Annotated in this window: 12 protein-coding genes; 2 read left to right on the top strand and 10 right to left on the bottom strand. The window is 48.9% G+C overall.

Translation table 11 applies throughout. The annotated features are described in order from the left end of the window. Positions 1-43: 43 nt before the first annotated feature. From KDM89_RS01855 to KDM89_RS01830, 6 genes are read right to left on the bottom strand one after another with little or no spacing between them, the layout of a single operon-like run. On the bottom strand, positions 44-2557 hold the full coding sequence (locus KDM89_RS01855; protein WP_212686229.1) for a beta strand repeat-containing protein: 2514 nt from the start codon (positions 2555-2557) through the stop codon (positions 44-46). A gap of 17 nt (positions 2558-2574) precedes the next feature. After that, positions 2575-4695 carry a type IV pilus secretin PilQ gene (gene pilQ, locus KDM89_RS01850; protein ID WP_230427641.1) on the bottom strand — a complete coding sequence of 707 codons (2121 nt, stop codon included), beginning with the start codon at positions 4693-4695 and terminating at the stop codon, positions 2575-2577. Positions 4696-4727: 32 nt separating this feature from the next. Then, positions 4728-5261: a pilus assembly protein PilP gene (locus tag KDM89_RS01845; protein WP_212686227.1), complete on the bottom strand. Its 534-nt coding sequence runs from the start codon at positions 5259-5261 to the stop codon at positions 4728-4730. Continuing rightward, positions 5258-5923, bottom strand: coding sequence for a type IV pilus inner membrane component PilO (locus KDM89_RS01840; RefSeq protein ID WP_212686226.1), 666 nt, complete (start codon positions 5921-5923; stop codon positions 5258-5260). Before KDM89_RS01840 ends, KDM89_RS01845 begins: the two co-directional genes overlap by 4 nt. Before the next feature lie 26 nt (positions 5924-5949). Further along, the gene (locus KDM89_RS01835; RefSeq protein ID WP_212686225.1) at positions 5950-6573 is read right to left on the bottom strand and encodes a PilN domain-containing protein; all 624 of its coding nucleotides are present in this window, start codon (positions 6571-6573) and stop codon (positions 5950-5952) included. Further along, on the bottom strand, positions 6573-7649 hold the full coding sequence (locus KDM89_RS01830; protein WP_212686224.1) for a pilus assembly protein PilM: 1077 nt from the start codon (positions 7647-7649) through the stop codon (positions 6573-6575). Before KDM89_RS01830 ends, KDM89_RS01835 begins: the two co-directional genes overlap by 1 nt. 304 nt (positions 7650-7953) lie before the next feature. On the opposite strand from KDM89_RS01830, the gene KDM89_RS01825 reads away from it, so the two are divergent. After that, the gene (locus KDM89_RS01825; protein ID WP_212686223.1) at positions 7954-10251 is read left to right on the top strand and encodes a penicillin-binding protein 1A; all 2298 of its coding nucleotides are present in this window, start codon (positions 7954-7956) and stop codon (positions 10249-10251) included. 13 nt (positions 10252-10264) lie between these two features. Here KDM89_RS01825 and cyaY read toward each other — a convergent pair whose 3' ends face one another. Beyond that, the gene (cyaY, locus tag KDM89_RS01820) at positions 10265-10579 is read right to left on the bottom strand and encodes an iron donor protein CyaY (protein ID WP_212686222.1); all 315 of its coding nucleotides are present in this window, start codon (positions 10577-10579) and stop codon (positions 10265-10267) included. A 61-nt stretch (positions 10580-10640) separates the two neighbouring features. Here cyaY and lptM point away from each other — a divergent pair, with 61 nt between their 5' ends. Next, positions 10641-10796: an LPS translocon maturation chaperone LptM gene (gene lptM / locus KDM89_RS01815; RefSeq protein WP_212686221.1), complete on the top strand. Its 156-nt coding sequence runs from the start codon at positions 10641-10643 to the stop codon at positions 10794-10796. On the opposite strand, the gene KDM89_RS01810 is transcribed toward lptM, so the two are convergent. From KDM89_RS01810 to msrP, 3 genes are all read right to left on the bottom strand, one after another. Further along, positions 10793-11428, bottom strand: coding sequence for a 1-acyl-sn-glycerol-3-phosphate acyltransferase (locus KDM89_RS01810; RefSeq protein WP_212686220.1), 636 nt, complete (start codon positions 11426-11428; stop codon positions 10793-10795). The genes lptM and KDM89_RS01810 overlap by 4 nt on opposite strands. Before the next feature lie 101 nt (positions 11429-11529). After that, positions 11530-12150, bottom strand: coding sequence for a protein-methionine-sulfoxide reductase heme-binding subunit MsrQ (locus KDM89_RS01805; protein WP_212686219.1), 621 nt, complete (start codon positions 12148-12150; stop codon positions 11530-11532). After that, positions 12150-13118: a protein-methionine-sulfoxide reductase catalytic subunit MsrP gene (msrP, locus tag KDM89_RS01800; protein WP_212686218.1), complete on the bottom strand. Its 969-nt coding sequence runs from the start codon at positions 13116-13118 to the stop codon at positions 12150-12152. The genes KDM89_RS01805 and msrP overlap by 1 nt, the downstream gene beginning before the upstream one ends. Between the last annotated feature and the right edge of the window lie 16 nt (positions 13119-13134).

The following is a 13134-nucleotide window of genomic DNA, read 5'->3' as shown; positions in this document are numbered from 1 at the left end:
CCTGACCGGCACTCAGGAAGCTGTAACTTACGATTGCGCAGAATCAGCACCCTGATGTCGGATTATTTTTAATCATCATTGTACTGGTAGTTGAGCGATTTAAACTATCGACGATTGTGAAAGTTATCGTAGTATCACCAGCTACGCATCGCGTACCTTGTGTTCCAACACGAATACTGAGCGTGCCGTCATTAAAGAACGTTGACGAAGGCAAACTTAAATCGGTACCAGTACTTGTGTATACGTTTGCCAGCGCTTTATTATTCCAGAATATTTGATAAGGCCCATTTCCACCATTGAGAGTCATTGTAACCGGTGCACTTGTTACCTCATCAATCGTCCAGCTGGAAGGCGTAACCCAAAATCCGGTGGCTGCAGCACCTACCGTAGAAATAGCGACAGTTTGTACTGCACCGGTAGCATCAGATACAACTATCTGATTTGCCGTTCCTGATGCTCGCGTCAATTGAGCAGTGAAGGTGCCTCCCGAACTCGATAACACCGTGCCGCTTGGGATACTGATTGCGGCTGAATTATTCGACAAAATTGTATATGGCGGAACACCACCGTCTACACGGAAGTAAAGAATATCACCAAGACTGCCAGCAGTAACGTTACTAGGCGAAACGGTGAATGCTGGCCCGGTTAGAGCGAGCACTTTTACAGCAAAGCTCGCCTGAACGCCTTTTGCGTCAGTCACCGTAATTGTCGATGTACCAGCTGCTACAGCTTTAATAGAAAATATAGTAGTTAAAGTTGGGAAAGTTGCAGGAGAGCTAATTTTCGCGACGGTCACATCAGATGACACCACATTAAATGGCGGCGTTCCACCGATAATGCCGTAATTGCCATTATCTGTATCAGTTGATCCAAGCTTCAGCGTTACACCAGACTGTGGAGCTGTGGTATTTAAAGTTCCAGGCAAGGTGTTGGTCACAGTCACAGAAATTAACGGAACTGTTTTACCTGTGCTGTCAGTGATAAGCACAGATGCAGACCCGTCAGCCTCGCCTTTCAACGTAAAACTACCACCAGAAGCAGCAACTGTTGGCGTCACAACTGACACTACCCCTGCATTACTACTGATCACAGTGTATGGGGCAACGCCACCGGAAATTGTATATGACGGTTGCGAGCCAGTTGCCATCGTGATTGCAGATGGCGCCGTTGTGAACAAGGTCAGTGTTGAACCACCTGATACTGTGACATCAATATCTGGCAGCTTATTACCTTTTGAATCTGAAATCGTTACTTTAGCATTGCCTGCAACTTTACCTGTAATCGACAAATTGTTACCCGTAACATTACTGTCAACAACTGACGGATTACTAGGAATCGCCGAATATGGCGGCGTACCACCAGAAACGAGATATGAACCGCTTACAGATGTTTGCAGCGTCAGGGCTGATGGTGCATTTGTAAACAAGGCCAAAGGTGCTGTCGAAGTATCTTTGACAGTAACATTTATACTGACAGGAGAACCTGTACTGTCTTTCAAAGTAATTGTCGTCGTACCTGGTGCAACACCATTCACGATGAAGGTACTTCCTGTACCAAGAGCGACCTTAGCAACCAACTCATTTGCAGACACTGCTGTATATGGCGGTGTACCACCACCGACGTTAAATGTCGGAGATGCATTACCTGCCCCAACAGTAATATCTGAAGGCGAAGATGTGAAAATTGCGGTTGTTGCATTTCCAACCTGAACGGCAATCGGCAAATTCTGACCAGTTGTATCCAGAACTTTGATCGAAGCATTTCCGTTTCCTTTACCGGTAACTGTCAGTAAATTTCCGGAAACAGATGCACTGACAATCGAATTATCAGAGCTACCGACTGTGTACGCAGGAGTACCGCCACTGATTGTATAAGTAGCAGTCTCATTTAATGCAAGCTTAATGGTAGACGGAGCAGTTGACGTCAATGAAGCGCTGCTGGATGTGCCGCCGGCAGTGACGGTTACTTTAAGGGAAATTTTCCCACCCATTGTGTCGGTAATAGTTACATTTGCCGTTCCTGCAGCACGCGCAAAAAGAGAAAAACTGTTATTGATCCAGCTCAGTGCTACAACCGATGAATTGTCTACGGAGACGATGTACTCAGCAGATCCACCACCGATTACAAATGAGGATGTACTTGCGCCGACTGCCATTGAAAACTCTGTTGGTGCAGAAGTGAACAATGGAATGCCAGTTCCTATTGTAACTGCGATACCAACTTTATTACCCGCACTGTCAGTAACGGTAATCTGAGATGTACCACCAGCCACTGCTGTAACAGTCAGGACTTTGTCTTTAATCGTAGCAATAATGCCGGACGTGGCCGTTGCAACAGCATAAGATGGCACACCGCCACCGACTGTGTACTGCACGGTCTGTCCTGGAATAATTGTAATGGCGCTCGGCGCAGAGACGAACAATGCTGCCCCGTTACCTGATGAACCTGCCGAACCACCGCCACCGCCACAGGCAGTAAGCATCGCCGCGAATAAGATCGCAACGAAGTAGCGAAACAGCATGGCTAGCCCGAACCCGTTTTTCTGCAGTCGTATCATTTTATTTTCCTGTCCTATTACTTAATACTAAACCGGTCAGCCATAATTTTTGGCGTGATAAATATCAGCAGCTCGGTCTTGTCATTTACTCTGCCAGTGCTTTTGAATAAATTACCGAACAATGGCAAATCTCCGAAAAATGGAATTTTTGTCATGTTATCACGTTCCGTCTGCTGGTAAATACCACCCAAAACGACCGTGCCACCATTCTCAACCAGTACCATAGTACGGACTTGTTTGGTATCAATGGCATAGCCCATCCGCGTTTCCTGACCAACACTGTCTTTATGCACATCAACATCCAGAATAACGTTACCGTCAGGTGTAATTTGTGGCGTAACTTCGAGACGCAATGAAGCCTTACGGAAAACAATTGATGTCGCACCGCTGGCTGTTGCAACCTGATATGGAATTTCGGTACCCTGCTCAATCGATGCTTTAAGCTGATCAGCTGTCACAACACGAGGACTGGAGATAATCTTTCCCTTACCATCCGCCTCAAGTGCAGACAACTCAAGATTCAGGAAGCGATTAGCCGCAGATGAAAATAAACTGACGGCAAGACTACCTGGGGACAAACCATTAATACCTGCTGCTGGCAAATTCACAAATTGCGAATTAGGTACGAAACTCTGATCAGTTATCTTTGCCTGCCCAGTCTGCTCACCAACACCAAGATAATTACCTGTTAATGCCACGCGCTGATTACCGGAAACCTGATATCCGGCATCCCCGCCGCGAAGACCTCGCATATCAGTAAATCCGAGTTTGGCGCCGAGGTTTTTACTGAACTTATCATCCGCCTCAACGATACGCGCCTCAATCAAAACCTGCTTAGAAGCGATATCCGTTTTCTGGATCAGTTTACGCACCTCTTCAAGCTTAGAAGGAATATCCGTCACAAATAACTGATTAGTCCGAGGTTCAATCACCGCGCTGCCACGTTTCGACAAAATACGGTTAGTAGACGCACCATCAACACCGAAAACTTGCTTGAACGCCTCTGCCTTTTGATAATTCAGCTGAAAAGCTTCTGTTTTCAATGGTTCAAGTTCAGCGATCTGCGCTTTTTGCTCCAGCTCCAGCTTTTCTTTCGTCAACAACTCGTCTTTCGGCGCGACCCACATCACGTTGCCGTTTTTACGCATATCAAGACCCTTGATTTGCATAATATTATCCAGCGCCTGATCCCAAGGAACGTCTTTCAAACGCAAAGTAATGGTGCCGGTTACAGTATCACTGGCGATAATATTCAAGCCGCTGACCTCAGCAATAATTTGCAGAATCGCACGTACTTCAATATTTTGGAAATTAAAAGAGATACGCTCACCGCGATAGCCCTGGGTTCCCTGAGTCAGCTTATTAGGATCCTCTTTGATCGGACGTACCTCTAACACAAACTGTGTATCACTCTGATAAGAACTGTGTTCCCATAAGCCTTTTGGCTCAACGACCATTTGTACATTTTCACCGTTCGGTGTGGTCGTAACGATCTGCACAGGCGATCCGAAGTCCGCTACATCTAATCGCTTGCGTAACTTTTCTGGTAAGGCAACTTTCAGGAAGGTTACAAAAATCTTCTGTCCTTGCTGACGAACATCAACAGCAACCTGAGTTAAAGGTAAGTCAACAACTACTCGCCCTTCACCTGCAACGCCACGACGAAAATCAATATCGCGCAATTGAGGTTTATTACCGTTAGCAAAACTCACAGGCTCAGGATTTGCTGGCAAACCTTGAGAATTGACTGCAGTCGCAACGCCACCTGATCCGTCAATCGTAATGATCAGATTGTTGCCCTCAATCGTTGTCGCGTAATTGAGCGCTTTATTGAGATTAAAGACCATGCGCGAACGACCCGCAGCCTCAACCAGATTGACCGTACGCAGATCACCGATATTGACATCAATAGTCGTTTTACCGGTGGCATTCAGTGTGTCATGGAAATCCAGTGCAATTCGCGCAGGGTTATTAATTGAAAATCCTACAGGCGCTTTTTGAATCGGATTTTTCATACCGACTTTGACGACGATATTGGCACCTTGCTGATTAGCAACAACGGACTCAATACTGTTCGATTGTGCAAGTGCTGGCAAACAAAGTGCGCACAACGCAATCAGGCAGATTCTTACAAACATCGCGCCACTTTTGATTTTACTTATCAACGCTGTCATTTTTGACTCCCCTGCAACTCAAGCTTAGCTTCACGTTCTACCCAATCTCCGGCCGCATCCTGCACCGTCTCTTTAATCTGTATCTCAGACTCGGATATTTTGACAATTAACCCAAAATTTTGCCCTATGTATCCACCAAGTTTTGCCTGATACACTTTCTTATCTGACTGAATCAGCGCAAGTTTCAGGCCATTCTTTTCAATCAAACCGACCATCTTCAGCGTATCAAGCGGAAAAGACTCCAATTCTTCTCTCGGTCTTTCCATATTCGGCTTAAGACGTCCGCCGTTATCTTTCATTCTTGCAAGCACTGCCATCAGTTTTTCGGGATTGAAGGGATCAATATCAGCCTTCACCTCGTACGGAACCGGCATGTAGGTTTTTGGTGGATTCAGTTTCGGCACAACAAGACGCGTCTCTTTTTTAACGGACTCCATCCAGTCACGCAGTTCGGTCGAATCATCCTGCCCACAGCCACTAAGCCAAAGCGTACTGACAAGTACGGACAGCATTGTCAGTTTTGATCTCATTTCTTCGCCTTTTTCTGATTTGCCTGAGCCATCACTTCATCCTTATCCAGATACCTGAATGTCTTTGCAACAACCTCAAGAGTTAATCCTCCGTCTTTATTGGTTGAAACTGCAAGGTTATTCAAAGTAACAATACGCGGAAGTTTCGCGATATCAGCAACGAATTCACCCAGATCGTGATAACTGCCACTCAAACGCACATCGATCGGCAATTCAGCGTAATAGTCTTTAACGACTGGCGTACCTGGTTTGAAGGAGTCAAACTGCAATCCACGACCAATACCAGCCTGATTAATATCAGACAATAAAGCATCCATCTCAGCCTTACTTGGCAGTTGCTTTTCCATCGTGGAAACATACTGCTGCACAAGTGCACGCTGATCTTTCAAAGCATCAAGATTAATCGCCTTTTGCATTTTGTCGCGATACTCTTGCTTCAGTTGAACTTCCTGAGCCATTTTCAGCTCAATCTCTTCATTCTGTGCGCTCCAGTAGAAGAACCATCCCAGCAACATAACTACAGCAAAAACACCTGCAGCTGCACTCATACGCGGAATGACAGGCCATAAGCCAGGATGCAATCCACTGGTATCAGCGAACTGCGACCGTACATCGTCCGCCAGTTCGTTGAAATTGATGTTTAAATTTAATTTCGCAGCCATTCAGACTCTCTCGATTCCATGCGGTATTAATTTGGCTTCGCACTGTCAGGGCGAACATTTTCCGCCGTGGAGGACGCACTTTCATCACGCTCACGCGGACGTTTGATTCCCACATTAACTGAGAAATCAGAAACTTTACGTGCGTCACGCCCCTGACCAATTCCTGTTGAGTGAATATCAATCAGGTCAGGTTTGTACATCCATTCAGATCGACTGCCAAGATTACGGATATATTCAGCAACACGCTCCTGTGACTGCGCATAGCCACTGATCGTGACGCGCTGGCCTTCTTGTTTCAAAGTGCGTAAATAGACACCTTCAGGCGTGTGACGTACCAGCTCCTGCAAAAGGAAGACAGGCTGGTTTCGGTCACCCTGAAGATCTTCAACAGCCTGCTGACGCGCCTTCAATGCATCAATTTCCTGTTTCAGGTTAGCGATTTCCTTGATTTTTTCATCAAGGATTGCGTTCTCTTTCTTAATAAAAGCCAGACGCTCATCCTGCACGGTAATTTCATGCTGTTTCAACGCGCCAACCACAATGACAACAAACGCACCGACAATTGCCGATAACAGCAGCAAAGAATAAAAATCTTTAATCTGCTGTTTACGCTTTTCTTCGCGATGCGGTAAAAGATTAATCTTAATCATCAGTCGAATCTCCGCAGTGCGAGTCCGCATGCTATCGCGTATCCCGGAGCATCATTACGAAGCGCTTTTTCATTAACGCCCGGCGCCAGCTCCATGCCTTTGAAAGGGCTGATAACTGCAGTAGAGATTTTCGTACGTTCTGCAACGATGTCAGCAAGACCGGTAAGCACAGCACAACCACCTGTGAGAAAAATCTGATCCACACGTGTATAAGGGGTGGAAGTGAAGAAAAATTGAATAGCGCGCGTTACTTCAAGCGCAGCATTTTCCAGGAATGGCTCAAGTAATTCCATCTCGTAGCTATCAGGCAAATCGCCGTTTTTCTTTTTAATTTCCGCTTCGTCCTGCGACAAGCCGTAGTTTCTGACAATATCCTGAGTAAGCTGACTACCGCCGAACTGCTGCTCACGCTCGTAAACCACTTCACCGTTGAAGATGATGTAGACGTAAGTCCGCTTTGCTCCCAATTGAAATACTGCGAATACCTGATCACGTCCTTCATTTGCCTGTTTATCAATCAGACGCTGTGCAGCAGCTCTGGCGGCATAGGATTCAATATCCATCACTTTCGCTGTCAAACCGGCGGCTTCTGCGACTGCCACCCTGTCTTCGACTTTTTCTTTACGTGAAGCTGCCAGCATAACTTCCATATCTTCTTCATTAGCTGCAGGACCAATGACAGAGAAATCCAGACTGACTTCATCCATTGAAAACGGAATGTACTGACTGGCCTCTGACTCTACCTGCACTTCCAGCGCCTGCTCACTTAACGCAGCGGGAAGATAAATTTTCTTGGTAATAACAGCAGATGCCGGCATGGCGAGTGCAACATTTTTCGCACTGGCGCCGCTTTTTTTCAGCAATTTTTTAATGGTGTCTGCGACTTGTTCGATATTTTCGATATTACCGTCAAGCACAGCGCCTTTTGGCAAAGGCTCAGAGGCATAACGATCAAGCCGGTAAGATTTGTTGCCCGACTCGGACAACTCAACCAGTTTGATATCGAACGAGCTGATATCCAAGCCTATCAGTGGCGGATTTTTTCTGCCAAGCAAGGTAGCAAGATTGAAAGCCAAGAATATCCCCTCATGAACGACATACGCGTTCTTATTACAAATTGAAACAAAAACCGTTATAAAATACCAACTGCATACAAAGTGACTGCATTTTCTAACAATTACAAATACAGTCGGCCTACCCTACATGAAATCCTAGCAATATCACTTGCTTTGGTAAAGGAATTTCCTCCCGAGCGTTGCGCGCTTCGTTGCCAATACCCCACTCAGTTTTTTGCATCTGTCATTCCGATTAACGGGTTTTCCGTCTGAGCCCAAAGCACAACCGTTATAATCCGGTTTGTGATTGATATTGTGAAAACTCATGTCTGAACATAACTCTTCCCAGCAAACAGAACAGCCATCTCCCAAAAAACGATCGCTCGCCGCACGCATTGCAATCGGCGGCGCCGTTATCGTTACCGGTCTGGCGACCAGTCTGGTTCTGATCATTCTGTTTGCTCTCACTATGGCATATCCGAATCTGCCGGATATTGACGCAATCACCAGTTACAACCCGAAAATGCCATTGCGCATTTACACGGCGGATCACGTACTGATTGGTGAGTTCGGTGAAGAACGCCGTAACGTCGTACGTTTTCAGGAAATTCCTGATGTGATGAAAAAAGCGGTACTGGCAATTGAAGATGATCGCTTCTACGAGCACGGTGGCGTAGATTATCTTGGAATCCTGCGCGCGGCTTTGCATAATCTGACAGGCGGCGCGAAGCAAGGCGCATCAACGATTACCCAGCAGGTTGCCCGTAATTTCTTTTTATCGAGTGAGCAAACATTCAAGCGGAAAATTTACGAAATTCTGCTCGCCTGGAAAATTGAACAAAACCTGACCAAGGATCAGATCCTTGAGGTCTACATGAATCAGATTTATCTGGGGCAGCGGGCATATGGCTTTTCTTCCGCAGCGCAGATTTATTTTGGCAAGGCACTCAAAGATGTGACGCTGGCCGAAGCTGCCATGCTGGCAGGCTTGCCGAAAGCGCCGTCAGCCTACAACCCTGTCGCCAACCCGAAACGGGCAACTGTGCGTCAGCAATACATCCTGCAGCGCATGAAACAACTGGGCTACATCTCTGAAGCACAGTTTGAACAAGCTCGTACCGAAGAATTACAGGTCAAAACTGACAGCAGTGATTTTGGCGTACATGCCGAATACGTGGCAGAGATGGCGCGCCAGCTGGTCTATGAACAGTTCAAAGAAGAGACTTATACCCGTGGCCTGAACGTGTATACCACCATCACGAAAGCCGATCAGGATGCTGCGTATTTATCGCTGCGTCGCGGTGTGATGGATTATGAAAAACGTCATGGCTATCGTGGTCCTGAAGCCATTGTGGAACTGCCTGCGAACAAAGAAGCTGCCGAAGAACTGATCGAGAAGAAATTATCCGAACATCCGGCCAGCGATGACTTGCTGGTTGCGATGGTGCTGGACGCGACACCAAAGCAGGTGCGCGCTGTTCTGGCATCCGGCGAAGAGATTCGTATTGAAGAAGCTGGTCTGAGTTTTGCCGCCAGCAGTCTGTCAGCAAAAGCGCCGGCGAATAAACGTATTCAGCGCGGGGCTGTCATTCGCGTGATGCAGGAAGGTAAAAACTGGATCGTCACACAAATGCCGGAAGTGCAGTCTGCTTTTGTAGCTGCCAGTACCACTGATGGTGCGATCAAAGCACTGGTTGGCGGTTTCGACTACAACCTGAACAAGTTTAACCACGTGACTCAGGCATGGCGTCAGCCAGGCTCTTCGTTTAAACCGTTTATTTACTCTGCGTCGCTGGAAAAAGGTTTCTCACCAGCCACCATGATTGCTGATGAACCGATCAGTTTCGATGCAGGGCAAACCGGCGGACAAGCCTGGGAACCGAAAAACTACGACGGCAAATACGAAGGTCCGATGACCATGCGTAAAGGTCTGACGAAATCGAAAAACATGATTTCGATTCGTATCCTGCATAAAATCGGTGCCAAATATGGTCAGGAATACACGACACGCTTTGGCTTTCTGCCGGAAAAAAATCCGCCTTATCTGACGCTGGCACTGGGTGCAGGTGCTGTTACGCCGCTGCAACTGGCCGGTGCATACGCCGTGTTCGCGAACGGTGGCTACAAAATCAATCCTTACCTGATTGCAAAAATCACCGATGCCAGCGGCAAAGTGTTAGCGCAGGCCAAACCGGACACCTCAGGTAACGAAGCCTCGCGTGTGATCGATGAGAGGAATGCTTTCCTGATGGATAGCATGATGAAAGACGTCGTGCGCTATGGCACTGCAGCGAAAGCGATGGTACTGAAACGTACAGACCTCGCGGGTAAAACCGGTACGACCAATGATTCCGTCGATGCATGGTTTGCCGGCTATCAGGCAAAGCTGGTCGGGATTGCATGGATAGGCTTCGATCAGCCGCGCAATCTGGGTAACCGCGAAACCGGTGGTGGTCTGGCGTTGCCGATCTGGATAGGCTACATGCAGAAAGCCCTGAAAGACATTCCGATTGAAGAACGTCCGTTACCGCAGGGAATCGTGCAAATTAACGGTGATTATTACTATGTGGAAAATCAGCCCGGAACTTTCGATCCGGGCGCGCCACCAGTGATTGAAGAATAGCGCCGCTCAGCGCTTATGCCCGGCTTTGTTCCGCTGCGAGGCGGGACAAAGTGGCAAAAAATTCGCTGCCGTCGCGTGTATTCAGCCAGTGCTGACCATCGTAACGGTAGTGAAAACCACCGCTGCGCGCAGCCAGCCACATTTCCTGCATCGGTGCCTGACTGTTGACGATCATTTTGCTGCCGTTATTCACGAATTCGATGGTCAGCACATTGCCACTGCGGCTGCACTCAACATCCATTTCATCGCGCTCAAACGCTTGCTCAAACATCTCTTCGACCTGACGCAGGCAGGCTTCCGCCAGATCATGGAATTCAGATTCAGTCATGCTACACTCCGTGAAATTCTTACTGAGAAATCAGCATTCTAACCGTTCCGGAATTTCTGCGATGCGCACCTTGTTTTCTGTTCTGCTGCTTACTGTGATGTTGTCCGCCTGTGGCCAGAAAGGGCCGCTGTACATGCCGGACAAACCTGCCGCACATCCGGCATCCTCTCCGGCACCGGCTAAAGCGCCGGCGAAAGACGAGTCGGTCAAACCTTAAGCCTGATTACCGCCCTGAGTTTCGTCGGGTTTCAGTCTGATCGGGCCAGCCAGCGCAGGGCGACAGCCCTGCACATCTTTGTAGACAGCCGCAATTGCCGCCATATCGGTGTCCGGATCACCGGTCAACGTCAGATAATCCGTCAGGTTGATGCATTTTCTGCGGAAATCAAAATAAGCGCAGGCCAGCGGTACATTGGCGTTGCGGGCAATGTGATAGAAGCCGCTGCGCCAGTAAGGGCGTAAACTGCGCGTGCCTTCCGGTGCCAGCGCCAGCCAGTACCAGTCCGCCTTATGCATTTGCTCTGCAATCCTGCCGATCGCGCCGGTAGACACTCCGCGCTCCACCGGTGAGCCGCCGATGGCGCGCAAAAACGGGCCAAACAATGCGCCGGTCACACCTTCAAACAAAGACGACTTGGCGATAAAGCGGAAACGCTGTCCGATCGCGATTTTTCCCAGTACGCCAATCGGAAAATCCCAGTTGGACGTATGCGGATAAACGATGATGACGCCACGCGGTCCGGGTAAGGGTTTATAAAACACTTTCCAGCCAAACAAGCCCAATACCAGCAAAGCAAGCTTACGTGACAGTTCACTGGTCTGGCCCGGCTTCAGTAAATACGACTGCATGATGATTCCCGTTTCGGTTTGCGACCGGAAATTGTGCGCCGCTGTGCATAAAATCTCAATCGTTTATACGATTACTGCAACAGAAAAAACCGAGTAAGTCCTCAGACCGGACGCAGAGAACGGCGCGCAAACCAGATCCGTAAGCCCAACAGCAATACGGTGATACCGCCGTACACCGCAGGCCAGAAAAAGTCATGTTTGCCGGATTTCATCCAGTACACATGCAGCACCGCCACCGGCACCAGCACATACATCAGCTGATGCAGACGCTGCCAGCGCTTGCCGCCCATCCAACGTAATACTGCCTGCGGACTGCTCACTGCCAGCGCCAACATCATGCTCCACGAGACCATACCAGCCAGTACAAACGGGCGCTTGATGATGTCCGGCCAGATGGTTTCCCATTCGAAAAAATGGTCAAACCACAAATACATCGTCAGATGCAGGCTGGCGTAAAAAAACCCATACAAGCCCAGCATACGCCGGAATTTCTGCAGCCAGTTCCAGCCGCTGATGCGACGCAGCGGGGTAATCGCCAGCGTCAGCAGCAGAATATAGATGGCCCACGAACCGGTATTGCGGGTCATCCATTCCAGCGGATTCGCCCCCATTTTATCCAGCAGCGCCCAGACGATGATGCGTACCAGTGGCAGCAAGGCCAGCAAAAACACGGCGATTTTCCAGCGACTGACCGCTGCCGCACTCAGATGCAGACTGCGCATCAGTAGAACTTCCTCAGATCCATGCCGCTGTACAGCGATGCCACTTCCTGATAGCCGTTAAACATCAGGGTTTTGCGTTTGCGGGTGAACAAGCCATCTTCGCCGATGCGGCGCTCGCTGGCTTGCGACCAGCGCGGATGATCGACTTCCGGATTCACATTCGAATAGAAGCCGTATTCGCGCCCATTGGCGCGGTTCCACGAGGTTTGCGGCTGATCACGCACGAAACGGATTTTGACGATGGATTTAGCCGATTTGAAGCCGTATTTCCACGGCACCGTCAGCCTGACCGGTGCACCATTCTGATTCGGCAGCACTTCGCCATACATGCCGAAAGTCAGCAGCGTCAGCGGATGATTAGCTTCATCGAGGCGCAAGCCTTCGGTGTATGGCCAGTCCAGCACCGGATAATTCAGGCCAGGCATTTGTTTTTTATCGTTCAGCGTCACGAATTCGATATAACGTGCATTGCCGTTCGGTTCGGCACGACGGATCAGATGCGACAGCGAATAACCGATCCACGGAATCACCATCGACCAGCCTTCCACGCAGCGCAGCCGGTAAATACGCTCTTCCATCGGTGCCAGTTTCAGCAGTGCTTCCAGATCCAGTACAAACGGCTTTTTGACTTCACCTTCGATACTGATGCTCCACGGATGGGTTTTCAGCGTGCCTGCCGTTTGCGCAGGATCGGCTTTATCCGTGCCGAACTCGTAGAAATTGTTATACGTAGTCGCATCTTTGCGGCTGGTTTGCTTTTCTGTCAGCTGGTAAGCCGGATTCGCCGCTGCCGCCAGTCGCTGCGTCGCCTGTGCTGCGGCGTCAGTCCAGCGTAATCCGCTGACACCGGCTAAGCCGCCGGCAGCCAGCATGCCGAGTAACTTGCGGCGCTTTTCAAATACCTCGCGCGGCGTGATTTCAGAAGCGTAAGGGCGGTCCGTTCCGTTCGGACCCGGTAGTATCAGCATGACAAACTCCCGTGGA

This window comes from Cognatundibacterium luofuense, assembly GCF_018139685.1.
Taxonomy (GTDB): domain Bacteria; phylum Pseudomonadota; class Gammaproteobacteria; order Burkholderiales; family Burkholderiaceae_D; genus Undibacterium; species Undibacterium luofuense.
The sequence above is the reverse complement of the archived record's forward strand: the minus strand, read 5'-3'. Positions and strand labels throughout refer to the sequence as shown.